Here is a 23247-nt window from a genome sequence, read left to right on the forward strand (position 1 = left end):
GGAACAGGTCGCTCTCAAGAGAGGGCGGTTGATAGCCGCCTCGGTGACTCGGCGCAAGCGCCTTCGAGATAAAAAACAGCCCGGTTCGAAAACCGGGCTGTGAAAAGTTGAGTGATGGTGGGGCGCCTTCAAAAAGAAGACGCTCACAGGGTGCGTCAATCATGGTTAACCAGATCTTAATTTCACACCGACCAGCCAAAAGGTCGCAGGGGTGGAGCGCCATCGCCCGCCTGGCGACATCGATGGAGCGCCCTCTTGGCGGCCAAGGCTCGCGACCCAAGCTCGCGGCCCCAGCTCGCGGCCATGTGTAACAGCGATACGTCGGCATCTTCCCGCCGGCCAACTCGGCGGCTAAAGCGTTCACCATGAACGAACCCGACGACCAGTGGTCGGTCACGCTCCAGCGCGGCGTGGCCAGCCTCGACTTCCAGGTGGCGCGCGACCCGGCGGCCAGTACGCCCGTCATGACCGGCCTGCCGGGCGACATGCGCGGCGCGCGGGCGCTGGTCCAGGCCGCCGCCATGGCCGCCGCCGAGGCCGACCGCTGGGTGGCCGCCGGCAGCGGCGACATCCCCATTCCGCGCGCCCTGGTGCTGACCCGCCGCGATCTCGCCAAGGCCAAGGCCGCAGAGCCGCCCGGCAGCATCACCTCGCCGTTCACGGCCGGCTACGCCGCCGTCTATCGCCTGGAGCTGGCTCGCCTGCTGTGGGCCGCGATCTCCGACGCCCCGGCCCGCCGGCTGGAGGAACTGGCCCGCCGGGTTCCGGCGAGCTAGAATCGCCGCCAGACGGCGACGACGGCTCCCCGTTCACGCAAGGCGTTGCGGCCCGAGGCCGTGCCGGTGAGCCCCGCCTGGGCCGACCAGCCGGCCGGCAGGGCGTAGACCGCCGAAAGCTCCAGGTTCAGGTAGCGATAGGCCTCGTAGCCGCCCTGCCCGGCCCCGAGCGACGAGACGGCGTAGGCCTGGCCCATCAGCATCAGCCGCGCCCTGGGCCTGACACCGAGCGTGGCCTCGAAGCGGCGCTCGTCGGGCGGATCGCCGTCGCGGCGGCGCAGGCCGCCCTGAAGGTCGGCGAAGACCTCGCGGCCGCGCAGGGTTCCGCTCCACCCTACCAGCAGGCGGCTGTCGTACTCGGCGTCGGGCGAGCCCTTCTGCGCCACGCCCGGATCGGCGTCGCCGCCCGGCAGGCGCACCGAGGTCTGGTTCGACATCACCCAGCCGTCGCGCGCCAGAAGGCGGTAGCGGACGCCGATCTCGACATGGCCCAGCTCGTCGGCGCTGGCGTTGGCGGTGCGCAGGCGGCGGACCGAGCCCTGGAGGCCGAGGGTGAGTCGGTCGGTCAGGCCGTACTCGGCGAAGGCCTGCAGCTCGGTCTTGCGATAGTCGACGATGTCGACCGTGCGGCCCTCGGCGTCGAACCCATGGGTGCTGTCCTGGCCGCGGAGGCTGACGATGACCTCCTTGCCGCCCTTGGGCTGGGTCCAGGCCGCCGCCCCGGCCTGGCTCCACGACGCAACCGTCGCCGCGGCCGCCAACAGAGCGGCGCCCCCGCACCGCTTCACACACAGGTTCATGCCGCCTCGCCCCTCCGCGACCGGTGAGCGACGATAGAAGCACGAACTATCGCTTAAGCTGCACATGATTTTATGCGATTGACTCGCAACAGCGAGCGACCTAGACCTTGTTGCGAACCAATCGCAAAACGATGTCAGGTTTCCCTCCCCTCACCCATGACATCGCCTGCGTCCGGCGGGGCCCCACTCCGCCGGACGCCTTTTGCGCCCGCACTCGTCCGTCGACCTGGAGGTCTCAATGAGCTGCGCCTGCGGACTGGAGATGGACTTCGAGGACACCGGGCCGGAAGGCCTGGCGCGCGGCGAGCGCCTGCTGCTGTGGGGCGTGCGGACCTGGGCGGCGCTGCGCCTGCAGGGCCAGCCGGCCGACGCCGCGATCCGCGCGACCTTCGCCCGCAACGCCTCGCCGCGCACGGCGGCGCTGTTCATGCAGACCATGCTGCTGGTCGAGAGCGATCTCGTCCGGCCGTTGCAGATCCAGTGCCCGCACTGCGCCGGCTACGCCATGGACGAGCAGCGACTGGTGACCGCCTGCGGCCTGGCCGCCGCCGCGCCGGGCCTGGCCGCCCGGCTTCTGGCCCCGCTGGTGACCCGGCCGGAGGTGGCCGGCACGTTCGCCCGCGCCCTCAACCACGCCCTTGCCCTGGACGGCTGCCCCCTGCCCGTGCGGATGGGCGAGCCGGTCGAGGAAGCCCCGCCCCCGCGCATGGCGACGGTGCACTAGCCCACGGGCTGGAGACGACTTGGCGTCGCAGCGCGGCTCGCCTATCCAGGGATCATGACCGCGCCCCGCATCGTCGCCCGCGACCTGGCCTATTCCGGCTGGCTGCGCCTGCATCTGCTGACCCTCGAGACCGAAGGCGGCGAACGCTTCCAGCGCGTGGTCGAGGACCACGGCGCCTCGGTGGCGGTGCTGCCCTACGATCCCGAACGCCGGGTGGGCGTCGTCGTACGCCTGACGCGCGCCCCGCTGCTGCTGAGCGATGCTCCGGCGATCGTGGAGGCGCCGGCCGGGCTGCGCGACCCGGGCGAAACCCCGATCGAGGCCGCCCGCCGTGAAGCGTCGGAGGAAACGGGCCTGTCCCTGCGCGACCTCCAGCCCGCCGGCGAGATCTGGGTCATGCCCGGCGTCTCGACCGAGTGCATGGCGTTGTTCCTGGCCGAGTACCAGCTGGCGGACCGCGCCCACGCCGGCGGCGGCCTGGCCGAGGAGCACGAGGACATCGAGGTCATCGAACGGCCGCTGGACGAGCTGTGGGCCGAGATGAGACGCCCCGAGCCGTTCGACGCCAAGACCCGGATCCTGCTGCAGGCCCTGCGCCTGAAGCGCCCCGACCTGTTCGCCGGACCGCTCTAGGAAAGCCCGCTCTAGAACCCGACCTCGAAGCGCATGCCGTCATAGGCCGGCTCGACGCCCGGCGGCAGCTGGCCGGCCAGGGCGTTGTAGTCGAGGTCGATGTGCAGGTTGGTCAGGATCGCCCGCTTGGGCCTGGCCCGCTCGATCCAGCCGAGAGCCCGCTCGACATTGGCGTGGGTCGGATGCGGGGTCCAGCGCAGGGCGTCGACGATCATGACGTCGAGGTCTTGCAGGTCAGGCCAGCTCTCCTCGGGGATCTGCAGCACGTCGGGCATGTAGGCGACGCCGCCGAAGCGGAAGCCGGCGGCGCGGATCTCGCCGTGGTCGACGTCGAAATTGACCACCGGGATGGCGCCGCTGGGTCCCTCGACGCTCCAGGCCTGGCCGTGCGGCGGCAGCCGGCGCGCCTCGCAGATGGCCGGATAGCCGCCCTTGGTCTCGAACACGTAGCCGAACCGCAGCAAGAGGCCGTCATAGGTCGCCGGATCCATGTAGGTCGGGATTCGGAAGCGGTGATTGAGGAAGAACGGCCGCACGTCGTCGAGGCCGTGGGCCTGGTCGGCGTGGTCGTGGGTGAACAGCACCGCGTCGATGCGGCCGGCGCCCGCCCGGGCGGTCTGCAGGCGCAGGTCCGGCGAGGTGTCGACCAGCACCGTGGTGTCGCCGCGCGGATCGCCGCCCGACAGCCGCCGCACCAGCATCGAGCAGCGCGAGCGGTGATTCTTCGGCTCGGCCGGATCGCAGTCGCCCCAATTGCCGTCGGCGCGCGGCACCCCGCCCGAGGAGCCGCTGCCGAGGATGGTGAACTCGAGCCGGCCGCCGGTCATGGGCGCGGTATCGCGTCGAACAGGGCGAAGAAGGCGTCCTCCGAGCGCTTTTCGGCGTCGGCGCGGGTCCAGCCTCGGATCTCGGCCAGCTTGTCGACGATGTGCGGCAGGTGAGCCGGCTCGCAGCGGCGGCCGCGCATCGGCACGGGGGCGAGATAGGGGCAGTCGGTCTCGACGATGATGCGGTCGGCCGGCATGTCGCGGATCACCGCGCGCACATCCTCGGCCTGCTTGAAGGTGGCGATGCCCGAGACCGAGAACCAGGCGCCCAGGGCGGCGGCCCGCCGGGCCAGGTCCGCGCCGCTGGTGTAGCAGTGCATCAGGATCTTGAAGGCGCCCTTGGCGTGCTCTTCCTCCAAGATCTGGCCCATGACGTCGTCGGCCTCGCGGGTGTGAACCACCAGCGGCAGGCCCGTCTGGCGGGCGGCGGCGACATGTTCCCTGAACACGGCGGCCTGCACCTCGCGGGGCGACAGATCGTAGTGGAAATCCAGGCCCGTCTCGCCGATGCCTACCACACGGGGCTTGCCGGCCAGTTCGACCAGGTGGGCGGTCGTCAGGTCGACGTGGTCCTTGGCCTCGTGCGGGTGAGCGCCGACCGTGCACCAGATGTCGGCTTCCGCCATGGCGATGGCGTGGACGGCCGGGAAGTTGGGGATCTTGTCGCAGATGGTCAGCATCATCTCGACGCCGGCCTCGCGGGCGCGGGAGATGACGGCGTCGCGGTCCTCGGCGAACTGGGGCGCGTGCAGGTTTACGTGGCTGTCGATGAGCATGCGGTCAGATGGCGGCCTTGGCGGCGGCGCGCAAGTCCGCAATCGCCGTCCAGAACACGTCGGCGCGGTCGAGGTTCACGGCCTCGGCCTCGATCGGCCAGCGGATCAGCCGCTCCCAGGCGCCGGCCCAGCGGTCGAGGCCGGCGGGCGTGCGGTCGCCGGCCATGCCCGTCGCCATGGCGTGGATCTGGTCGGCCAGGCGCTCGAACAGCAGCTCGAAACGGGCCTGGCCTTCGGCGCCCTTGAAGGTGTCGGCCAAGGCCAGCAGCGCGGCCTCGTCGATCTCGGGCAGCTTGCGCAGGATCTCGCCGGCGGTGTCGTCGGCGTCCAGGGCCTTGGCGGCCGCCAGCTGCAGGGCCTTGCCCGGCGCACCGTGGGCCATGCGGCCCAGGCGCTCGGCCTGGCGGCGGTCGAGGCCCAGGCGGTGCTCGACCATGTCGGCGGCGCGCTCGATGCCCGGCGCGGGCACGGCGAGGCGCCGGCAGCGCGAGCGGATGGTCGGCAGCAGCTTGCCCGGCGAATGACTGATCAAGAGGATGACGCCGCGCGCCGGCGGCTCCTCCAGCGTCTTCAGCACCGCGTTGGCGGCGTTGACGTTGAGATCGTCGGCGGCGTCGATGATCGCCACCCGGTAGGGCGAGGACGCCGGCGAATTGGCGAAGAAGCCGGGCAGCAGGCGGGCCTCGTCGACGGGGATGGACTTGCGGGCCTTGCCGTCGTCGGTGGCGCGCTCCAGCACCATCAGGTCTGGATGCGAGCGAGCCGCCACCTGGCGGCTGATGAAGTCCGACGGCGCAGAACCCAGCAGGCCGAAAGCCGGATCGGGCCGCGCGCCCAGCAGCCGGCGGGCCATGCGATAGGCCAGGGTCGCCTTGCCGACGCCTTCCGGACCGGTCAGCAGCCAGGCGTGGTGCAGACGGCCGCGGCCCAGGGCGTCGATGAACGCGGCCTCGGCCTTGTCCTGGCCGTCGAGCGAGAAGACGTCGCGCGGATGCGGAGGCGCGTCGCTCATGCCAGGTCCAGCCGCTCTGACACGGCCTCCCAGACGGCTTGCGAGACCTCTTCGATCGTGGCGGTGGCGTCGACCACCGCGCAGCGATCCCGTTCGCGGCGGGCGATCTCCAGGAAGCCGGCGCGCAGCCGCTCGTGGAAGTCCAGCCCCTTGGATTCGAAGCGCGCCGCGCCGCCCCGCGCAGAGGCGCGTTCGAGGCCCACGGTGGCGGGCAGGTCGAAGACCAGGGTCAGGGTCGGGATCGTGGCGCCCAGCACATGCTCTTCCAGGCTGGCGATCAGGGACGCGGGCGCATCGCCGCCGGCGCCCTGATAGGCGCGGGTCGAATCGGCGAAGCGGTCGCAGACGACCACCGCGCCCCGGTCCAGGGCGGGACGGATCACCCGCTCCACGTGGTCGCGGCGGGCGGCGTACATCAGAAGGGTTTCGGTCACCGGCGACCAGCGGTCGGCCGCGCCGTGCACCAGCAGTTCGCGGATCGCCTCGCCGCCAGGGCTGCCGCCCGGCTCGCGGGTGACGACGACTTCGTGGCCGAGCGCCTCCAGCCGCTGCGCCAGCAGGCGCACCTGAGTGGATTTGCCGGCGCCTTCGCCGCCTTCGAAGCTGATGAAAGTTCCGCGGGTCACCGGCCTCAAATCGGCTGGAACGCGGGGCTTGTCCAGACCTGGTTGGGTGGGTTCCACACCGAACCGTAAAACCCCCGCGAAAGCGGGGGCCTAGGCTTTTTCTGAAACGCGGGCGCTCGACGATAAAACGCCTGGGTCCCCGCTTTCGCGGGGGTTTTACGGAAGAGAAGGTTAGCTCGAGCTAGGGCCGCAGCACCGTGGCGTCGCCGAAGCCGAGCGAGGCGACGCGGTCGCGGACGCCCCAGGCCTCGCCCTCGTCGGCGCCGCAGTTGACGACGACGCGGTAGAGCGTGCCGCCGCCGCGATCCATCGGCTCGACGGTGACGCGGCCGGCCGAAGCCAGGCGATCGGCGGCGCGCTGGGCGTTTTCTCGGTTGGCGAAGCTGCCGGCCTGGACGCGATAGGCGCCGCTGGACGGGACGTCGACCTTCACCACGCGCGACGGCGCAGCGTCGGCCGGCTGGTCATAGAGATTCGCGGCCGTCTCGCGCGGAATCTCGCGATAGGCCGGCTGGGACGGCGGCGGGGTGGCCGGGATGGCGGCGAAGCGGCGGGGCTGGTCGACGGCGCTCTTGGGCGCCGGGCCGATATAGCGCACCCGCACCCGGGCCAGGCCCTTGCCCTTGTAGCCCAGCTCGTCGGCCGCGGCCTTGGAGAGGTCGATCAGGCGGTCGCCGACGAACGGGCCACGATCGTTGACGCGCACGCGCATCTTCCTGCCGTTGTCGAGGTTGGTCACCTCGACGATGGACGGCAGGGGCAGCGTCTTGTGGGCCGCCGACGGCAGGTCCATGTCGAACAGCTCGCCGTTGGCGGTGCGGCGGTTGTGGAACTGCTCGCCGTACCACGAGCCGGTGCCGACCACGTCGTAGTTCGGGTCGGCCTTCGGATAGTACCAGATACCCTTGATCTGATAGGGCTTCTCGGTGCCGCGCAGGCCCTGGCCGTAACCAGGCGGCGGCGGGCCGTGATATTCGCGGTCGGGCGAGCTGCTGGCGACCGGCTTGTTTATCGGCAGGCGCGGAGACGGCGTCGCGCAGGCGGCCAGGCCCGCAGCGCCCAGCGCCGTCAGCCCGAGGACCTTCAGCGCGCGGATTTCAGAACTGTAGGTGCGCCGCATGCGTCGCCAAAACTCCGGATGGTCGTCCCCCATCGTGGTCTCAGCTTCGTTCAGATGTTTTTAGGCTTGGTTAAGGATGCCTGCGACAGATCGTTCTGGAGCCGAAGCACGAGCGCTGATATAGCCGCCCGCTCCGGACAGGTGGCCGAGTGGTTTAAGGCAGCGGTCTTGAAAACCGCCGTAGGTGGAAGCCTACCGTGGGTTCGAATCCCACCCTGTCCGCCACCCCTTCTTCAGATGCGTCGCCTCACGACGCCGAGGCCAGCGCCTCGGCTGTCGTTGCGACCACCGCATATTCCCCATGCAGGTTCGACAGGCTGAACAGGCTCCACTCCTCGGCGGGGCGCATCCGGCCGTGCAGGTCGGCCTTGTCGAAGGTGAAGCAGGCGTCGCCCGGCACGGTGACGTCGAAGCCCTGGCAGGCGGCGGCGCGCACCGTGGCCTCGACGGAGTTGCTGGTGCTGACCCCGACGATCACCAGCGAGGAAAGATCGCGCGACCTAAGCCAGGGCGCCAACTCGCCGCCGGCGAAGGCGTCGGGGACGGACTTCTCCAGGCGGTGCTCGGACGGCAGGGGCTCGAACCGCGGCTGGAACTCGGATGAGGGCTCGCCCCGCTGGAAGGCGCCGTCGGGCGAGCGGCTGAAGTGGCGCACATGCACGACCGGCAGGCCGTGTTCGCGCCAGGCGGCCAGCAGGCGGGCGATGTTGTCCTCGGCGCCGGGATTGTCCCGGGGGCCGGTGTTCTCCGGCAGCATGGCGCGCTGCATGTCGATCAGGATGAGGGCCGGCGTGGTCATGACGCCAGCTTGATGGCCCGCCTCGCGGCGCGCAACCGGGCCGGCTTCGAAGCGCCTCCGTCTGAAACTCTGGCTTCCGGGGCCTCGCCAAGGTAACCAACGCCCCTTCCCGACCTTTCAAGTCCCGCGACCAAGATCCTTTCCCCATGACCGACACCACCTCCGCCGCCGTCTATGGCTTTCCCCCGCGCGAGGTGATCGAGACGCCGCGCGGCGCGATCCAGACGGCTCCCACCGTGCCGGGCGCCGAGCCGCTGGAAGGCCTGGCCGACGCTTCGCTCGACGCCTTCGTGGCCCTGGCCCCGGCCGGCGCCGTGGAGCGCCGCTATGTGCTGGCCCAGATGCTGCGGGCGCTGAAGCCCGGCGGCCGGCTGACCGTGGCCGCGCCCAAGGATCGCGGCGGCCTGCGGCTGAAGAAGGAGCTGGAGGCGTTCGGCTGCAAGATCGGCGAGGACGCCCGCCGTCACCACCGCATCTGCATCACCCTGCGCCCTGAAACCCTGACCGGCCTAGCCGAAGCCCTGGCCGAGGGCGCGCCGCGCCGCATCGACGGCGAGGGCCTGTGGACCCAGCCGGGCGTGTTCAGCTGGGATCGCCTCGACACCGGCACCGCCCTCTTGATGAGCGCCCTGCCCGCCTTCTCCGGCGCCGGCGCGGACCTGGGCTGCGGCATCGGGGTGCTGGCCCACCAGGTGCTGGCCTCGCCCAAGGTGACGAAGCTGGCCCTCATCGACATCGACCGCCGGGCGCTGGACGCCGCGCGGCGCAATGTCGGCGACGATCGGGTGAGCTTCTCGCACGCCGACGTGCGGCTGGGTCTGCCGGAGCTTTCGGGCCTGGACTTCGTGGTCTCCAATCCCCCGTTCCATGAAGGCGGCGGCGAGGACAAGGCGCTGGGCCAGGCGTTCATTCGCGGGGCTGCGGCCCTGCTGCGCAAGGGCGGCGTCCTGTGGCTCGTGGCCAATCGTCACCTGCCCTACGAGGCGGTGCTGGGCGAGCACTTCACCCGCGTGCGGTCGGCCGTCGACCAGAACGGCTTCAAGGTCTTCGAGGCCGTCAAATGAGCAAGCCGCTGATGGCGCGCCTGGATCGGCTGCTGGCCAATCTGGGCTATGGCGCGCGGCGCGAGGTGCAGGCGCTGGTCTCGGCGGGCAAGGTGACCTTCGACGGCCTGCCGCTGAAGGACGCCGGCAAGCGCATCGCAGTGACCGCCGACCTGCCCCAGCACCTGATGATCCGCGGCGTTCCGGTCGATCCGCCCGCCCCCCTGGTGCTACTTATGAACAAGCCGCTGGGCGTGGTCTGCTCGCATCGGGAGGACGGGGCCAAGATCTACGACCTGCTGCCGCGCCGCTGGCAGGTGCGCGATCCGGCGCTGTCGAGCGTCGGGCGGCTGGACAAGGACACTTCGGGCCTGCTGCTGATCACCGACGACGGCGATTTCCTGCACCGGGTGATCTCGCCCAAGCGGCATGTGGCCAAGACCTATCTGGCCAGCCTCGACCGGCCGCTGTCGGGCAAGGAGGGCGAGGCCTTCGCCAGCGGGACCCTGATGCTGGAGGGCGAGGAAAAGCCCCTACTGCCGGCGCAGCTGGACGTGGTCGACGAGACCACCGCCCGTTTGACCATCACCGAGGGTCGCTACCACCAGGTGCGCCGGATGTTCGCGGCCATGGGCAACCATGTGGTCGCCCTGCATCGCGAGCGGATCGGCGGGATCGTGCTGCCGGACGATCTGGAGCCCGGCAAGTATCGGATCCTCTCCGCCGAAGAGGCCGAGCAGGTGTTTTCGTGAGCGACATCGAGGTCGACGCCCGGGGGCATCGCTGCCCCGTGCCGACCTTGCGGCTGCGCCGGGCGCTGGAGCACGCCCCGGCCGGGGCGACGGTGCGGCTGCTGGCCGACGACCCGCTGGCCCGCATCGACGTGCCGCATTTCGCCCGCCAGCTGGGGGCGACGCTGGAGGGGGTCGAGGACCTGCCCTCCGGCGCGATCAGCTTTCGGGTGACGAAGGCGCCTTGAGGCCGATGGCCTTGGGGCCGTCGAGCAGGGCCTGGGGCCGCTCGTCGAGCGCGATCTCGACCTCGGTGGCCAGGGCGCCGCCATAGAACACCGCGTTGACGCTCCAGGACAGCCAGATCAGGAAGATGATCACGGCCGAGATCGAGCCGTAGGTCGCGCCCAGATGGGCCACCTTCTCGACATAGAAGGCGCTGGCCCACGACATGAACACGCAGAACAGGCCCGCGGCGATTCCGCCGGTGATCGAGGCCCGCCAGCCGACCGGCGCGCGCGACATGGCGTAGCGGTAGATCAGGGTCATGCCGAAGACGAGGCCCAGGGTCGCCCAGGTCCACTCGCTCTGGATCCAGGATACGCCCTCCAGCGGCCGCAGGTTCAGGGTGCTCGAGAGCAGCCGGAAGGTCAGGAAGATGCCCGACATGGCGAACAGCAGGCCGAAGGCCGCGATCAGCACGAACAGCGCCATCAGGTTGAAGCCGAAGAAGCCGCGCTGGTCCTCCTCGTCATGGATGAACGACAGGCCGGCCAGCAGGGCCTTGAAGCCGCGATGGGCGGCGTAGACGCCGATGACCAGGATCACGAGGCTCTGCAGCGAGACGGTGTAGACCGGCGCATGGGCCAGACGCTGCATCTCGCTCTGAAAGATCGGCCGGGCGCCGGTCGGCATCATGAAGGCCAGGGCGTCGGCCTGGCGGGCGGCGGTGCTGGGATCCAGCAGCAGGCTGTAGAGCCCGATCAGGATGGCCAGGCCCGGAAACACGGCCAGCAGGGCGAAGAACGAGACGCCGCCGACATACAGCATGACGTCGCGCCCCCACAGCCGGGACAGGGCCAGGCCGAGGACGCGGAGAATTTCCTGGATCCAGTGGATTGGGTCGAGATCGAGGTCTCGCCAGCGGATGGGGGCCTTGGGGGGCTGCATCCGCCGGAAACTGCCTGCCGTCGCGCGGTGAAGCAACCCTTGGCGGCTCCGCTTGTCGTCAAACAGTCAAAGACGCGCCGCCTCAGGGAAAGCGACGCGTCTCCGCAGGACTTGCCTGAACCGGACGCCACATCGAGGGACGGGTTGGCGCAGCGGCCGGTTACAGGTGAAAATTAGGACTCGCCGCCTGAACCGCATCTGAACGCGGTTGTCAGTTTGGCGAGGGCGACGAAACCTCGCCCCTACAGCGCTCCCGACGCCTCCAGCGCGGCGATGGCCGCGCCATCGAAACCCCAGTCCGACAGCGCCGAGGCGTTGTCGGCGCCGATCTTCGGCGGCGGACCCTGGATGACGCCGGGGGTGGCCGAGAAGCGCGGCGCGGGCGCGGGCTGGATAACGCCGGCGACCTCGACGAAGGTCTCGCGGGCCTTGTTGTGGGCGTGGTCGGGGGCCTCGTCCATGGAGAGGACCGGGGCGAAGCAGACGTCGGTGGCGTCCATCAGCTCGCACCACTCGTCGCGGGTCCTGGTCGCGATCACGGCGGCCAGCTTCTCGCGCAGGGCGGGCCAGTCCTCGCGGCTCATCTGGGCCTGGAAGTGCGGGTCGGTGATCCCGGTCTTCTCCAGCAGCAGCAGATAGAACTGCGGCTCGATCGAGCCGATCGACACCCACTTGCCGTCGGCGCACCGGTAGGTGTCGTAGAAGTGGGCCCCGCCGTCGAGCAGGTTGCTGCGCCGGCCCTCGCGCCACATGCCCATGGCCTTGAAGCCGTAGAACATGGCCATCAGCGAGGCCGCGCCGTCGCTCATGGCGCAGTCGATGACCTGGCCCTGGCCGCTCTCGCGCGCATGGATCACGCCGGCCAGCAGGCCGAAGGCCAGATAGAGCGCCCCGCCCCCGAAATCGCCGACCAGGTTCAGCGGCGGGATCGGCTTGTCCTCCGTGCCGATGGCGTCGAGGGCGCCGGTGATGGCGATGTAGTTCATGTCGTGGCCAGCGGCCTTGGCGTAGGGGCCGGTCTGCCCCCAGCCGGTCATGCGGCCGTAGACCAGCCTGGGATTGCGGGCCAGGGCGACGTCGGGACCCAGGCCCAGGCGCTCCATCACGCCCGGACGGAAGCCCTCGAACACCGCGTCGGCGGTCTCCATCAGCTTAAGGCAGGTCTCGACGGCGGCGGGCTGCTTGAGGTCCAGCGCCACCGAGCGGCGGCCGCGGGCGGTGACGTCGGCGGGCGAAGAGCGGCCCGAGCCCTTGCGGTCGATCCGCACGACGTCGGCGCCGAGATCCGACAGCAGCATGCCGCAGAACGGCCCCGGGCCGATCCCGGCGAACTCCAGCACCTTCAGTCCCGACAGCGGTCCCTGGCCCATGCGTTCCTCCCGTTTTCTGTTCTGTCGGCGCCAGTAGGACCCGGCTGACGCTCGGTCAGGCAAGCCCGGCCGCAAACCACCTGTCGACAAGGTAAAGGCTGCGACCTTGCATCCCTTTGCCGCACCCCCGCCTCTGCTATGTTGGCTCGCGAATCGAGGCCCTGCGCCAGCGGAGAACGAATTTGGCGGTGAACGCCCGGATCCTGATCGTGGCGCGTGACGACACGCGGGCCGGTCCCCTTTCCGAGGGGCTGGACCGGCTGGGCTGGCGCACCATCACCGCCCGCGGCCCCTATGCGGCCCTGGCGGCGCTGGGCGATCTGCAGATCGAGGCCGTGATCGTCGACATCGACGCGGCCGGTCCCGACAGCCAGACGCTGGCCCGCCGCCTCAAGGCCGCCGTGGCCCCGCGCCGCCTGCCGGTGATCGCCATCGGCGAGCCGGGCACGGACGCCGGCCAGGCCGCCTTCGACCTGACCCTGTCGCCGCCGCTGCATCCGTCGCAGGCGGTGCTGCGCCTGGAATCCCTGGTCCGCACGGCCATCGCCGAGGAAGAGTTCGAGCTTCGCCTGACCACCTTCGGCGATCGCGGCCGCCGGCTGGACCTGCCCGAGCCCACCGCCACGCCCTATCGCGTGCTGGCCATCGGCGAGCCGGCCCCGCAGTTTCTGGCCCTGTCCAACGCCCTGACCCGGGGCGGCGCGGACGTGGTCGGCGCCTTCACCGCCTACACCGCCTTCGACTACCTGCATGAGCGGGCCTTCGACGCGGTGGTGCTGTGGGCCGGCGAGAACCAGCAGGAGGCGATGTCGATCGCCGCCGGCATGCGCCGCAACACGCGCCTCTTCCACATCCCGGCGCTGCTCTACATGAACGCCGAGAGCTACGTGACGATGTCCGAGGCGTTCCATCGCGGCGTCTCCGACGTGGCCTCGCCCCAGACGCCGGAGGGCGACACCGCCCGCCGGGTCATCGAGCTGGCCCGCAACTACCGTCGCGGCGAAGCCATCCGCGGCGCGCTGGAGAAGGCCCGCAGCTCGGGCCTGATGGACGCGGCCACCGGCCTCTTCACCCGCGACCTGTTCGCCGCCCATCTGGCGCGGCTGGCCGGCGCGGCGCGCGAGCGTGGACGCCCGCTGTCGATCGGCGTGCTGCGTGTCGCCGACAAGGCCGAGGTGGTCTGGGCGCGGCAGAACGGCTGGCTTGACCGCGCCATCCCGCAGATCGGCTCGATGGTCGGCCGCCTGGTGCGCGTCGAGGACACCGCCGCCCGCCTGGCGCCGGAGGTCTTCGCCCTGGCCCTGCCGGCCACGAACCTGGCCGCCGCCAAGGCCGCCGCCGAGCGTATCGCCGCCGTCATCGGCTGCACCGCCTTCGACGCCGGCGAAGACCGCAGTCCCTTCGTCTGCGAGTTCGACATCGGCGTGGCCCAGATCGAGCCGGGCGAAACCGCCATCCACGCGCTGGAACGCGCCGCCTCGCTGGCGCTCCAGAAAGCCGTCTAGGAGTTAAGCCGATGGGTCAGCCGATCACCGTCGACGTCGTCGCCGACGTTGTCTGCCCGTGGTGCTATCTGGGCTGGCGGCGGGTGAAGAGCGCGCTGGCCGCCCGACCCGACCTCGAGCCGATCGTCGTCTGGCGACCCTACCAGCTGGATCCCACCCTGCCCGAGGAAGGCGTCGACCGCGCCGCCTACATGGCCGGCAAGTTCAAGGACCCGGTGCGGCTGAAGGCCGTGCACAAGGCGCTGCAGGAAGCCGGGGCCGAGGAAGGCATCGACTTCGCCTTCGACAAGATCGCCCTGTCGCCCAACACCAACGCGGCCCACCGCCTGATCCGCTGGGCGCGCGGTGCGGCCGTGCAGGACGAGGTCGTCGAAGCCCTGTTCGCGGCCTATTTCGAGCAGGGCCGCGACATCGGCGACCCGGTCGTGCTGGCCGACATCGCCAAGAACGCCGGCATGGACGAGGTCGCGGTGCTGGGCCTGCTGGCGGACGGCGCCGACAAGGACGCGATCGCCCAGCAGCACGCCATGGCCGTGCAGGGCGGCGTCACCGGCGTGCCGGTGGCGATCTTCGCCGGCAAGGTGGCGGTGGTCGGGGCGGAGAGCCCCGAGAACCTGCAGAAGGCGATCGACCAGGCGCTGGCCTAATTCCTTCTCCCCTTGCGGGAGAAGGTGTCGGCGACAGCCGACGGATGAGGGGTCTCTCAAACATAGTACGCCTCATCCGGCCTGACCGCTGCACGCGGCTTTGGCATTTGAGAGACCCATCACCCGACCTGCTTCGCAGGCCACCCTCTCCCGCAAGGGGAGAGGGATCAGGTTAGCGCCGGCTGCGCCTCAAGCCGCATCCGGTACGCCATCACCGCCGTGTGCCCCAGCTTTTCCACCAGACGCCAGTTGACGATGGCCCCGACCGGCGCGCCGACGACGGGCAGGAGCTGGGCGAGTTTCGCAAGATCGATGTGGTCACGATACTGCTGCTGGAAGGCGCGCCAGTCGAAGCCGGAGAGGTCGGTCGGGTGCTGGCGCTGGTCCCAGCCGTCCATGGCCTCGAACACCCGGGCGCGGTGTCCCGAATCCGAGAAGGCCAGCTCGAAGATGTGCAGGATGTAGAGGCGCTCGGAGAGTTCGGCGCCGTCGTGACCGAAGGCGGCGGCGATCTCGAACAGCAGCTTGATCTTGAAGCTCATAAGCAGCGGGAAGTCGGCGGCCGCCAGGACGAAGCCCCCTGCCCCGGCGATGCCGCCCTCGGCGGCGGCCGCCTTCTTCCAGCCGTCGATGGCCGCCCGCACGCGGACCAGCCGCTCGTCGAGCGTGGCCTGCACCAGCGGCGCACCAGTGGCGAAGTCGGACCCCGTCAGGATGGCCCGGGTCATGCCCTGCATGGCGGCGGTGATCGCCGCGTGGACCTTCTCCGGGATGATCCTGTTGACCTTCAGCTGCACGGCGCGGGCGGCGAGGCCCAGGGCGCCCGGCGGCTTGGTCATCTCGGCCCGCCAGGCGGCGAGGTCGGCGGTGGCGGCGGTCTGGGCCAGAGGGCTCTCCGGAATGGCGCGAGCCTTGCCTGAAGGTCGCTGAGAATCACGGCGGCGGGCCGATTTGGCACGCCGGCCGCGGAGATCATGCCGCATTCCGCGCGAGGCCAAGAGTCCGTTGTACCTGTCGATAGAAACCCCGACCTCGCCGCCCGTCCATCCTGCCGTTCTGGGACGCCTCGTCGCGGGTCCCGGCGGACAGGAAACCCCGTCGTTCCTGACCGCCGGCCTGATGGGCGCGGCGACGGCGTCAGACGCCCTGCTGTCGCGCGCGGTCTCGACCCAGCTTCGCGAGTTCGCCCGCCGCCAGACGGCGCGCGAGACGGTGGCCCGCATCGCCGAGCACGCCACGCGCGGCCGGGCCCAGGCCACGGTCGATCCGGCCTGGATGAACGCCTTCGTCGATCACGTCGAGCGCGCCCACGGCGATCGCGCCCTGACCCTGTGGGGCATGGTGCTGGCCGGCGAGATGCTGTCGCCCGGCAGCTTCTCAGTGCACGCCATGCGCCTGCTGGCCGAGTTGCCGTCGCGGACCATCGGCCTCTTCGCCACGGCCGCCGCCCATTCGCTGAACGACGTGGTGTTTCAGGAAGCCTGCGGCTTCAGCAAGCCCGAAGCCGTCGCCCTGGAGGCGGCGGGCCTGATCTCCGGCGGCGGCGACACCTTCAACCTGCCGATGGCCGCCACCACGCTGGCGACGGTGACGATGGAGGGCGAGCACGGCCTGGGCGCGTCGCTGCCCGCCCCGACCTCGTTCGGCGTCTATGTGCTGTCGCCGGTCGGGCTGGAGTGGCGGCGGCTGGCCTCGAACGAGCCGGCCCTGACTCGCGCCCGCCGCATCGCCCAGGCGCTGGCCAGCCGCCGCCCCGGCGCGCGCTTCCATGTGCTGCACGCGGTGGCGCCGGACGGCGCGACGGTGCTGGAAACCATCTGACCACAACACTCCACACGGGCGTCCACACAGCCGTCCACACTAGCGTCCACACCCTGGACCAGCGTCCACACCTATCGCCCCCTCTATCCCCAAGCGCGCCGGTTCGCCGTCTCGCTGTCGGAGTCTCCGCCGCCTATAGCTTGCGAACCCATTCACCATGTGACTTCGCCCCGACCTTGAGCCAGCTGAAATTGCCGTTGGAACGTCCGCCCAGCTTCGAGCGGGACGACTTCGCCGTCTCGCCGGCCAACGAGGACGCCGTGCGCGCCGTGGACGCCTGGCCGGAATGGCCGAACGGCCGCCTGGCCCTGATCGGTCCGTCGGGCAGCGGCAAGACGCATCTGGCGCGCGCCTGGGCGGCCCAGGCCGGCGCGGTGATCATCGACACCGCCGATCCCAATCTCGCGCCGCTGGACCTGCCCGCCCTGCGCGGCCGTCCGATCCTGGTCGAGGACGCCGACCGCCGCGCCCTGGGCGGCGTGGTGTCGGACGAGGACCTGTTCCACCTGCTGAACATGGCCGGCGTGGACGGCGGCAGCCTGCTGCTGACGGCCCAGACCGCGCCGCTGGAATGGCAGACGGTGGTGCCGGACCTGCGCTCGCGCCTCAACGCCCTGACCGCGGCCCTCATCGACGAGCCCGACGACGTGGTGCTGGAGGCCGTGCTGCGCCGCGCCTTCGCCGACCGCCTGATCCGCCCAGCCGACGACGTCTACGCCTTCCTGCTGCGCCGCATCCCGCGCAGCGCACCCGAGGCCGTGGCCCTGGTGGCGCTGCTGGACGAGGCGGCCTCGGAAGGCGGACGCGGAATCACCCGCGCCTTCACCGCCCAGGTCCTGGCCTTCGGCGACGACGACAGTTTCGAGGACTGAACGGAACGCTTCGATTCACTTGAACAAACGGCGTTTGTCTTGCGGCTGTCATCAGGCTCGGTCACGATGCGGACCGTTGCCCTGGAGTAGACGATGACCGACGCCGCCGCCCTCGCGCCCGCCCCTCACAAGGTGGAGACCGCGCCCGAGGATCGCGCGCGCCTCGTGCTCGACGAAGACCTGCTGGCCGCGCCGGAGCGGTTCTTCAACCGGGAACTCTCGTGGCTGGCCTTCAACCAGCGCGTCCTCGAGGAAAGCGCCAACCCGCGCCATCCGCTGCTGGAACGCCTGCGCTTCCTGTCGATCAGCGCCAACAACCTCGACGAATTCTACATGGTCCGCGTGGCCGGCCTGAAGGGCCAGGTGCGCGAGGGCGTGCGCGTGGTCAGCCAGGACGGCCTGACGCCGGGCGAACAGCTGACCCGCATCAACGCCTCGGCCTTCGAGCTGATGAGCGAGCAGCAGAAGATCTGGCGCGAGGTGCGCGCCGAGCTGTGGGCCGAGGGCCTGAAGCTGCTGGACGCCAAGGACATCGTCGGCGCCGACCGCGAGCGGGCCGAGGAGATCTTCAAGTCGCGCATCTTCCCGGTGCTGACGCCGCTGGCGGTGGATCCGGCCCACCCGTTCCCGTTCATCCCGAACCTGGGCTTCTGCCTGGCGCTGAAGCTGCGCCGGATTTCGGACGACAAGCACCTCTACGCCCTGGCGCCGATCCCCAACCAGGTGCAGCGCTTCTGGGAGCTTTCGGCCGGCCCGCTGAAAGGCCGCAAGCGCGAACGCAAGATCGTGGCGCTGGAAAGCTTCATCATCCTGTTCCTCGACCACCTGTTCCCCGGCTACGAGGTCGAGGGCCGCGGCCTGTTCCGCCTGATCCGCGACAGCGACCTGGAGATCGAGGAAGAGGCCGAAGACTTGGTGCGCGAGTTCGAGGCGCGCCTGAAGAAGCGGCGCCTGGGCCGCGTGGTGCGGGTGAAGATTCAGACCACCATGCCCGCCGACCTTCGCGAGTTCATCACCGAAGGCCTGCGCGCCCAGCCCGAGGACGTGGTTCTGGTCGACGGCAAGCTGGGTCTCGCCCAGATGAGCGAGCTGATCCCGCCGGATCGCCCGGACCTGAAGTTCAAGCCCTACAACGCCCGCTTCCCCGAGCGCGTGCGCGACCACGGCGGCGACTGCTTCGCGGCGATCCGCGAGAAGGACATCCTGGTCCACCACCCGTTCGAGAGCTTCGACGTGGTGGTGCAGTTCATCCGCCAGGCCGCCCGCGACCCGAACGTGCTGGCGATCAAGCAGACGCTGTACCGCACCTCCAAGGACAGCCCGATCGTGGCGGCCCTGATCGAGGCGGCCGACAACGGCAAGAACGTCACCGCCCTGGTCGAGATCAAGGCCCGCTTCGACGAGGAAAATAACCTGAAGTGGGCGCGCGACCTCGAGCGGGCCGGCGTGCACGTGGTGTTCGGCTTCGTCGACTGGAAGACCCACGCCAAACTGTCGGTGGTGGTGCGGCGCGAGGGCGAGGCCCTGCGCACCTACTGCCACTTCGGCACCGGCAACTATCACCCGCAGACGGCCCGGGTTTACACCGACCTCAGCTTGTTCACCTGCGATCCGGCCATGGGCCGCGACGGCGGCAAGCTGTTCAACTTCATCACCGGCTACGCCCAGCCCGGCGCGCTGGAGAAGCTGTCGTTCTCGCCCCAGACGCTGAAGCCCGACCTGCTGGCGATGATCGCCGCCGAGGCCGCTAACGCGCGGGCCGGCAAGCCGGCCGGCATCTGGGCCAAGATGAACGCCGTCGTCGATCCGCAGATCATCGACGCCCTCTACGCCGCCAGCCAGGACGGCGTGCAGATCGATCTGGTCGTGCGCGGCATCTGTTGTTTGAGGCCGGGCATCGTCGGGCTGTCGGAGAACATCCGCGTCAAGTCGATCGTCGGCCGCTTCCTGGAGCACAGCCGCGTCGTGGCCTTCGCCAACGGCGCCGACATGCCCAGCGCCCAGACCCGAGCCTTCATCAGTTCGGCCGACTGGATGCCGCGCAACCTCGACCGTCGGGTGGAAAGCCTGGTGCCGGTCGAGACCCCCACCGTGCACCAGCAGGTGCTGAGCCAGATCATGGTCGCCAACCTCAATGACGAGGCCCAGAGCTGGCGCCTCGACAGCGAGGGCCACTACGCCCGCGATCCGGCCTGGGAGAGCAAGGGCGCCTTCTCGGCGCACGAATACTTCATGACCAATCCCAGCCTGTCGGGCCGCGGGCATCACGTGCAGGACCTGCCGCGCGCCTTCGACCACGTGGGTCCCAAGCGCAAGCGCTGAGGATCCGGCGCCCAAAACCTGGGGAGCGACGGCTTTCGTGACGGTTTCGTCCAAGGCCGCCGCTTCCCCTGAGCGCCGAATGCGTTAAACCAGCCTCATGCCCCTCTCGGCGCCGCGCGACGCGGCCGTGATCGATATCGGCTCAAACTCGGTGCGCCTGGTGGTGTACCGGTTGGAAGGCCGCGCCATCTGGACCGTGTTCAACGAGAAGGTTCTCGCCGGCCTCGGTCGCGAACTGGGCTCCAAGAACCGCCTGGCTCCCGAAGGCGTCACCCAGACCATGGCGGCGCTGAAGCGCTTCAAGGCGGTGCTGAAGGCCGTGCAGCCGGCCGAAACCTTCGTCGCCGCCACCGCCGCCGTACGCGAGGCCTCCGACGGTCCGGCCTTCGTCAAGCGCGTGCTCGAAGAGACCGGCCTTTCGATCCGTATTCTCTCGGGCGAGGAAGAAGCCCGCTACGCAGCCCTCGGCGTGCTCGCCGGGACGCCCGACGCCACCGGCGTGGTCGGCGACCTGGGCGGGGCCAGCCTGGAACTGGTGCGGCTGGAGACGACCGGCGCCGGCCAGGGCGTGACCCTGCCGCTGGGACCGTTCAGCCTGGGCCTGACCGAAGGCTTCGACGCCGACCGCGTGCGCCGCCTCGCCGCCCAGCGCCTGGCTCCCGTGGCCGAGGCCTTCAAGGCCGACACCTTCCACGCCGTCGGCGGCGCCTGGCGGAACCTGGCCTTGCTGCACATGCGGCTGTCAGGATACCCGCTGCAGGTAGTGCACCAGTACGAGATCGGCCGCGCCGAGGCCCTGGAGGCTGCGCGCCTGGTCTCGCACCAGTCGAAGAGTTCGCTCGAACGCATCGAGGGCATGTCCAAGAAGCGGATCGAGACCCTGCCCTACGCCGCCATCGTGCTGGAGAGCCTGATCGAGCGCCTGGATCTCAAGCGCATCGAGATCTCGGCCTTCGGCGTGCGCGAGGGCCTGCTGTTCGAGGCCATGCCGCCACGCGTGCGGGGCCTGGACCCGCTGATCGAGGGCTGCGCCTCGCTGACGGCCCGCCAGGGCGTGGCCGACGACCTGGGCGTGGCGTTGCAGACCTGGCTGACGCCGGCCTTCGACAAGCTGGAGCCGCTGTTCGACGGCCGCGACGCGGTGCTGACGGCCGCCGCCTGCCGCCTGGCCGATCTCGGCGCCCGCCTGCACCCCGATCATCGCGCCGACCTCGTATTCGAGCAGGTGCTGCGCGCCCCGATCGCCGGCCAGACCCACGCCGAGCGCGCCTTCCTCGCCGCCGCCGCCTTCGCCCGCCACGCCACAGCCTTTACGCCGCCTGAGCTGGACGTTCTGGAGCGCCTGCTCAGCCCTGCCCGCATCAAGCGCGCCCGGGCCCTGGGCGCGGCCATCCGGCTCGGCTGCGACCTCTCGGGCCGCAGCCCCGCGCTGCTGTCGCGCTCGCGCCTGACAGTCGACAAGAGCGACGTCCAGCTGTCGGCCGAAGAGGGCTACGCGGCCATGCTGCTGGGCGAGCAGACCGCCAAGCGGGCCACGACCCTGGCTCAGGTGCTGGGCCTGAAGCTGAAGATCGCGCCGCTCTAGAGGCTTTCGCCCAAAGCCCGCGACAGCGCGCCGCAGGCGGAACGACGTTCCGCGAGCATGGTTTGTTAGCCACGCCAAGCTGAAGCTCCTCGTCTCAGCACGGGGAGAAAGCCGGCATGCAGAAGCAAGTCGCCTACCAACATCAAGACCAGATCCAGGCGCCGTCGGCGAGCCCGCCACGGGGCGACATCGTCCGGCTGGCCAATGCCGGCTCGAAGGCCGTCGAAAGCCCCGCCAGACGATTGCAGCAGGACGTCGCCACGGCGTTCGGCGCTCGGGAGGGCTGGTCGGTGAAGCGGACCGTACTGCTCGGCGCGGCCTATCACCTGGTGGTTCTGGGCGCCCTTGGCCTCGCGGCCAGCCAGGCCGTGGTCCATATCGTGGGCTGACGCGCCTAGGCGCCGCCCAGCACCCGCACCAGGACGGCGTGCAGGGCGGCGACCTCGAACGGCTTCTCGACAAAGTCCTGCATGCCCGCCGCGCGGCAGGCGGCCATCTCGGCCTGGCTGACCGCGCCGGTCACCGCCACCACCGGAGTCTCGCGGTTGAGGCCGTCGGCGCGCAGCCGGCGGGTGGTGTCCAGGCCGTCGAGGCCGGGCATGTTGACGTCCATCAGCACCACGTCGAAGCGCGTCTCGCCGGCCAGGACCAGCGCGCTTTCGCCGTCGGCGGCCAGGGTGACGTCCAGGCCGAAGGCCTCCAGCACCTGGGCCAGGGTGCGGCGGTTGATCTCGTGGTCGTCGACCACCAGGACGGACGGCGCGTCGTCAAAGCCGTCGGCGGGCGCGTCGAGCGGCTCGGGCGCCGGCGGCTCTTCGCCGAGCAGGGCCGGCAGGGTCAGGACAAAGCGCGCGCCCGGCCCTTCAACGGGCTCGGCGGCGAGATCGCCGCCCATCAGGCGGGCCAGGTCGCGGCTGATGGCCAGGCCCAGCCCGGTGCCGCCGAAGGTGCGGGCCGTGTCGGCGCCCAGCTGATCGTAAGCGGTGAAGAGGCGCGCCAGATGCTCAGGGCCCAGGCCCGGCCCGGTGTCGGTGACGGCCAGGGTCAGCAGCAGCCCGCCCTCGGCGCGCGGGGTCATCTCCAGCGCCACGCAGATCCGCCCCTCGGGCGTGAACTTGATGGCGTTGGACAGCAGGTTGTTGAGCACCTGGCGCAGCCGCACCGGGTCGCCCTTGATCCAGCGCGGCAGATGGCGGCCACCGGTGAAGCGCAGCGCCAGGCCCTTGGCCCGGGCCTCGGCGCGCCAGAAGCGCAGGGTGTCGCAGATCACGATGCGCGGGGCGAAGTCGATCGACTCCACGGTCATGCGGCCGGCTTCGATCTTCGACAGGTCGAGCAGGTCGTTGAGCAGGGCCCGCATCATCACGCCGGCGTCGGCGATCAGGCCGGCCTTGCCCCGGGCCTGGCCGCGGGAGGTGCGGGCGATCTCGCCGGCCCCGGCCAGGATGGCGCTGAGCGGCGTGCGCAGCTCGTGGCTGACCATGGCCACGAAGGCGCTTTTGGCGGCGTCGGCGGCCACGGCCTGTTCGCGACGGATCTCGGCGGCCGCCCTCGCCTCGCGCTCGGCCATCAGGGTCTGGCGCGACCAGCCGAAGACCAGCGATGTGACCAGCACCATCAGTCCGCCGCCGATCAGGAAGGCCTTCACACCCACGTCCTCGTGGTTGGCGGCCAGGACCGGCGAGGCGAAGAGATAGGCCAGATGCGGCGTGGCTGTGACCGCGAAGGCCATTCGCGACCCCTTGGCCCCCATCAGAGCGGTCATCACCGAGCCGGCCAGAAGCAGAGCGCCGCCAGCCGCGCCGGCGGGCAGGCCCGTTCGCCACAGCGGCACCGCCAGCCAACCGAACGCGACGGCCAGCAGGAAGTCGGCGCCCAGGCAGGCAAGAACCCAGCGGCCCGGATCTCCCTCGAAGCCGCGCAGGGCCACGGCCTGGAGACCTTGCGCCGCGAGACAGGCGAACGCCCAAGGCAGCATGAAGGAAAAGCGTGGCGCCAGGCCGATCGCCGCACAGACCATCGCGATGACGAAAAGACGCAGAGGAATCTGCTGCCGCAGGGCCTTTGCCGGTCTTGCATAACTACGTG

24 protein-coding genes and 1 tRNA gene are annotated in these 23247 nt (G+C 70.5%); 14 read left to right on the forward strand and 11 right to left on the reverse strand.

The window, feature by feature from the left end; translation table 11 throughout:
- Positions 1-365: 365 nt before the first annotated feature.
- Positions 366-776: a hypothetical protein gene (locus AC07N1_RS21535; RefSeq protein WP_494673649.1), complete on the forward strand. Its 411-nt coding sequence runs from the start codon at positions 366-368 to the stop codon at positions 774-776.
- On the opposite strand, the gene AC07N1_RS21540 is transcribed toward AC07N1_RS21535, so the two are convergent.
- Positions 773-1537, reverse strand: a complete 765-nt coding sequence (locus tag AC07N1_RS21540; protein WP_494673650.1) for a hypothetical protein — start codon at positions 1535-1537, stop codon at positions 773-775. The genes AC07N1_RS21535 and AC07N1_RS21540 overlap by 4 nt on opposite strands.
- 277 nt (positions 1538-1814) lie before the next feature.
- Between AC07N1_RS21540 and AC07N1_RS21545 the strand changes: the two genes are divergently transcribed.
- Both AC07N1_RS21545 and AC07N1_RS21550 read left to right on the forward strand, forming a co-directional pair.
- Positions 1815-2300: a hypothetical protein gene (locus AC07N1_RS21545; RefSeq protein ID WP_494673651.1), complete on the forward strand. Its 486-nt coding sequence runs from the start codon at positions 1815-1817 to the stop codon at positions 2298-2300.
- 54 nt (positions 2301-2354) lie between these two features.
- On the forward strand, positions 2355-2933 hold the full coding sequence (locus tag AC07N1_RS21550; protein ID WP_494673652.1) for an NUDIX domain-containing protein: 579 nt from the start codon (positions 2355-2357) through the stop codon (positions 2931-2933).
- Between the two features lie 11 nt (positions 2934-2944).
- Here the strand turns inward: AC07N1_RS21550 and AC07N1_RS21555 are convergent, their stop codons facing one another.
- The 5 genes from AC07N1_RS21555 to AC07N1_RS21575 form a co-directional block, all read right to left on the reverse strand.
- Positions 2945-3760 carry an MBL fold metallo-hydrolase gene (locus AC07N1_RS21555; protein ID WP_494673653.1) on the reverse strand — a complete coding sequence of 272 codons (816 nt, stop codon included), beginning with the start codon at positions 3758-3760 and terminating at the stop codon, positions 2945-2947.
- Entirely contained in the window at positions 3757-4536 is a 780-nt protein-coding gene (locus AC07N1_RS21560) for a TatD family hydrolase (RefSeq protein ID WP_494673654.1), read from the reverse strand. Before AC07N1_RS21560 ends, AC07N1_RS21555 begins: the two co-directional genes overlap by 4 nt.
- A gap of 4 nt (positions 4537-4540) precedes the next feature.
- Complete coding sequence (locus AC07N1_RS21565; RefSeq protein ID WP_494673655.1) at positions 4541-5548, reverse strand: DNA polymerase III subunit delta'; 1008 nt, start codon at positions 5546-5548, stop codon at positions 4541-4543.
- Positions 5545-6174 (reverse strand): dTMP kinase, encoded by a 630-nt coding sequence (gene tmk, locus AC07N1_RS21570; RefSeq protein ID WP_494597023.1) that lies wholly within the window; start codon positions 6172-6174, stop codon positions 5545-5547. Before tmk ends, AC07N1_RS21565 begins: the two co-directional genes overlap by 4 nt.
- Before the next feature lie 181 nt (positions 6175-6355).
- Positions 6356-7294 carry a septal ring lytic transglycosylase RlpA family protein gene (locus tag AC07N1_RS21575; RefSeq protein WP_494673656.1) on the reverse strand — a complete coding sequence of 313 codons (939 nt, stop codon included), beginning with the start codon at positions 7292-7294 and terminating at the stop codon, positions 6356-6358.
- A gap of 135 nt (positions 7295-7429) precedes the next feature.
- On the opposite strand from AC07N1_RS21575, the gene AC07N1_RS21580 reads away from it, so the two are divergent.
- A tRNA-Ser gene (locus AC07N1_RS21580) sits at positions 7430-7519 on the forward strand.
- A 22-nt stretch (positions 7520-7541) separates the two neighbouring features.
- On the opposite strand, the gene AC07N1_RS21585 is transcribed toward AC07N1_RS21580, so the two are convergent.
- Entirely contained in the window at positions 7542-8093 is a 552-nt protein-coding gene (locus tag AC07N1_RS21585; RefSeq protein WP_494673657.1) for a cysteine hydrolase family protein, read from the reverse strand.
- Positions 8094-8239: 146 nt separating this feature from the next.
- Here AC07N1_RS21585 and AC07N1_RS21590 point away from each other — a divergent pair, with 146 nt between their 5' ends.
- The 3 genes from AC07N1_RS21590 to AC07N1_RS21600 are packed head-to-tail and all read left to right on the forward strand — an operon-like array spanning position 8240 to position 10115.
- A complete protein-coding gene (locus tag AC07N1_RS21590) occupies positions 8240-9157 on the forward strand; it encodes a class I SAM-dependent methyltransferase (protein ID WP_494673658.1) in 918 nt (305 codons plus the stop codon).
- Entirely contained in the window at positions 9154-9888 is a 735-nt protein-coding gene (locus AC07N1_RS21595) for a pseudouridine synthase (protein WP_494673659.1), read from the forward strand. The genes AC07N1_RS21590 and AC07N1_RS21595 overlap by 4 nt, the downstream gene beginning before the upstream one ends.
- Positions 9885-10115 (forward strand): sulfurtransferase TusA family protein, encoded by a 231-nt coding sequence (locus AC07N1_RS21600; RefSeq protein ID WP_058349802.1) that lies wholly within the window; start codon positions 9885-9887, stop codon positions 10113-10115. The genes AC07N1_RS21595 and AC07N1_RS21600 overlap by 4 nt, the downstream gene beginning before the upstream one ends.
- Here AC07N1_RS21600 and AC07N1_RS21605 read toward each other — a convergent pair.
- Positions 10087-11037 carry a YihY/virulence factor BrkB family protein gene (locus AC07N1_RS21605; RefSeq protein WP_494673660.1) on the reverse strand — a complete coding sequence of 317 codons (951 nt, stop codon included), beginning with the start codon at positions 11035-11037 and terminating at the stop codon, positions 10087-10089. The two genes, AC07N1_RS21600 and AC07N1_RS21605, sit on opposite strands and share 29 nt — an antisense overlap.
- A gap of 242 nt (positions 11038-11279) precedes the next feature.
- Complete coding sequence (locus tag AC07N1_RS21610) at positions 11280-12407, reverse strand: CaiB/BaiF CoA transferase family protein (RefSeq protein WP_494673661.1); 1128 nt, start codon at positions 12405-12407, stop codon at positions 11280-11282.
- Between the two features lie 182 nt (positions 12408-12589).
- Here AC07N1_RS21610 and AC07N1_RS21615 point away from each other — a divergent pair, with 182 nt between their 5' ends.
- Together AC07N1_RS21615 and AC07N1_RS21620 are read left to right on the forward strand one after the other, a co-directional pair.
- Complete coding sequence (locus AC07N1_RS21615) at positions 12590-13912, forward strand: diguanylate cyclase domain-containing protein (protein WP_494673662.1); 1323 nt, start codon at positions 12590-12592, stop codon at positions 13910-13912.
- A gap of 11 nt (positions 13913-13923) precedes the next feature.
- The gene (locus AC07N1_RS21620) at positions 13924-14559 is read left to right on the forward strand and encodes a DsbA family oxidoreductase (RefSeq protein WP_494673663.1); all 636 of its coding nucleotides are present in this window, start codon (positions 13924-13926) and stop codon (positions 14557-14559) included.
- Between the two features lie 167 nt (positions 14560-14726).
- On the opposite strand, the gene AC07N1_RS21625 is transcribed toward AC07N1_RS21620, so the two are convergent.
- Complete coding sequence (locus AC07N1_RS21625; RefSeq protein ID WP_492855619.1) at positions 14727-15446, reverse strand: EcsC family protein; 720 nt, start codon at positions 15444-15446, stop codon at positions 14727-14729.
- Between the two features lie 118 nt (positions 15447-15564).
- On the opposite strand from AC07N1_RS21625, the gene AC07N1_RS21630 reads away from it, so the two are divergent.
- The 5 genes from AC07N1_RS21630 to AC07N1_RS21650 all read left to right on the forward strand — a co-directional run bounded on the left by AC07N1_RS21630 (position 15565) and on the right by AC07N1_RS21650 (position 21548).
- Positions 15565-16380, forward strand: a complete 816-nt coding sequence (locus AC07N1_RS21630; RefSeq protein ID WP_494673664.1) for a DUF2806 domain-containing protein — start codon at positions 15565-15567, stop codon at positions 16378-16380.
- 176 nt (positions 16381-16556) lie between these two features.
- Positions 16557-17252: a DnaA regulatory inactivator HdaA gene (gene hdaA / locus AC07N1_RS21635; RefSeq protein ID WP_494673665.1), complete on the forward strand. Its 696-nt coding sequence runs from the start codon at positions 16557-16559 to the stop codon at positions 17250-17252.
- Positions 17253-17345: 93 nt separating this feature from the next.
- On the forward strand, positions 17346-19574 hold the full coding sequence (locus AC07N1_RS21640) for an RNA degradosome polyphosphate kinase (RefSeq protein ID WP_494673666.1): 2229 nt from the start codon (positions 17346-17348) through the stop codon (positions 19572-19574).
- A 97-nt stretch (positions 19575-19671) separates the two neighbouring features.
- Complete coding sequence (locus AC07N1_RS21645) at positions 19672-21159, forward strand: Ppx/GppA phosphatase family protein (RefSeq protein WP_494673667.1); 1488 nt, start codon at positions 19672-19674, stop codon at positions 21157-21159.
- A 116-nt stretch (positions 21160-21275) separates the two neighbouring features.
- Positions 21276-21548 (forward strand): hypothetical protein, encoded by a 273-nt coding sequence (locus AC07N1_RS21650; protein WP_494673668.1) that lies wholly within the window; start codon positions 21276-21278, stop codon positions 21546-21548.
- Between the two features lie 5 nt (positions 21549-21553).
- On the opposite strand, the gene AC07N1_RS21655 is transcribed toward AC07N1_RS21650, so the two are convergent.
- On the reverse strand, positions 21554-23137 hold the full coding sequence (locus AC07N1_RS21655) for a response regulator (RefSeq protein ID WP_494673669.1): 1584 nt from the start codon (positions 23135-23137) through the stop codon (positions 21554-21556).
- Positions 23138-23247: the final 110 nt, after the last annotated feature.

The sequence above is a fragment of the Caulobacter sp. GW821-FHT09B11 genome (assembly GCF_059418205.1).

Bases quoted from the DNA above. Each gene is read 5' to 3' on its own strand.
- AC07N1_RS21535 (WP_494673649.1), top strand. From the start codon at position 366: ATGAACGAACCCGACGACCAGTGGTCGGTCACGCTCCAGCGCGGCGTG.
- AC07N1_RS21545 (WP_494673651.1), top strand. From the start codon at position 1,815: ATGAGCTGCGCCTGCGGACTGGAGATGGACTTCGAGGACACCGGGCCG.
- AC07N1_RS21550 (WP_494673652.1), top strand. From the start codon at position 2,355: ATGACCGCGCCCCGCATCGTCGCCCGCGACCTGGCCTATTCCGGCTGG.
- AC07N1_RS21555 (WP_494673653.1), bottom strand. From the start codon at position 3,760: ATGACCGGCGGCCGGCTCGAGTTCACCATCCTCGGCAGCGGCTCCTCG.
- AC07N1_RS21560 (WP_494673654.1), bottom strand. From the start codon at position 4,536: ATGCTCATCGACAGCCACGTAAACCTGCACGCGCCCCAGTTCGCCGAG.
- AC07N1_RS21565 (WP_494673655.1), bottom strand. From the start codon at position 5,548: ATGAGCGACGCGCCTCCGCATCCGCGCGACGTCTTCTCGCTCGACGGC.
- AC07N1_RS21575 (WP_494673656.1), bottom strand. From the start codon at position 7,294: ATGCGGCGCACCTACAGTTCTGAAATCCGCGCGCTGAAGGTCCTCGGG.
- AC07N1_RS21585 (WP_494673657.1), bottom strand. From the start codon at position 8,093: ATGACCACGCCGGCCCTCATCCTGATCGACATGCAGCGCGCCATGCTG.
- AC07N1_RS21590 (WP_494673658.1), top strand. From the start codon at position 8,240: ATGACCGACACCACCTCCGCCGCCGTCTATGGCTTTCCCCCGCGCGAG.
- AC07N1_RS21595 (WP_494673659.1), top strand. From the start codon at position 9,154: ATGAGCAAGCCGCTGATGGCGCGCCTGGATCGGCTGCTGGCCAATCTG.
- AC07N1_RS21605 (WP_494673660.1), bottom strand. From the start codon at position 11,037: ATGCAGCCCCCCAAGGCCCCCATCCGCTGGCGAGACCTCGATCTCGAC.
- AC07N1_RS21610 (WP_494673661.1), bottom strand. From the start codon at position 12,407: ATGGGCCAGGGACCGCTGTCGGGACTGAAGGTGCTGGAGTTCGCCGGG.
- AC07N1_RS21620 (WP_494673663.1), top strand. From the start codon at position 13,924: ATGGGTCAGCCGATCACCGTCGACGTCGTCGCCGACGTTGTCTGCCCG.
- AC07N1_RS21640 (WP_494673666.1), top strand. From the start codon at position 17,346: ATGACCGACGCCGCCGCCCTCGCGCCCGCCCCTCACAAGGTGGAGACC.
- AC07N1_RS21645 (WP_494673667.1), top strand. From the start codon at position 19,672: ATGCCCCTCTCGGCGCCGCGCGACGCGGCCGTGATCGATATCGGCTCA.
- AC07N1_RS21650 (WP_494673668.1), top strand. From the start codon at position 21,276: ATGCAGAAGCAAGTCGCCTACCAACATCAAGACCAGATCCAGGCGCCG.
- AC07N1_RS21655 (WP_494673669.1), bottom strand. From the start codon at position 23,137: ATGCTGCCTTGGGCGTTCGCCTGTCTCGCGGCGCAAGGTCTCCAGGCC.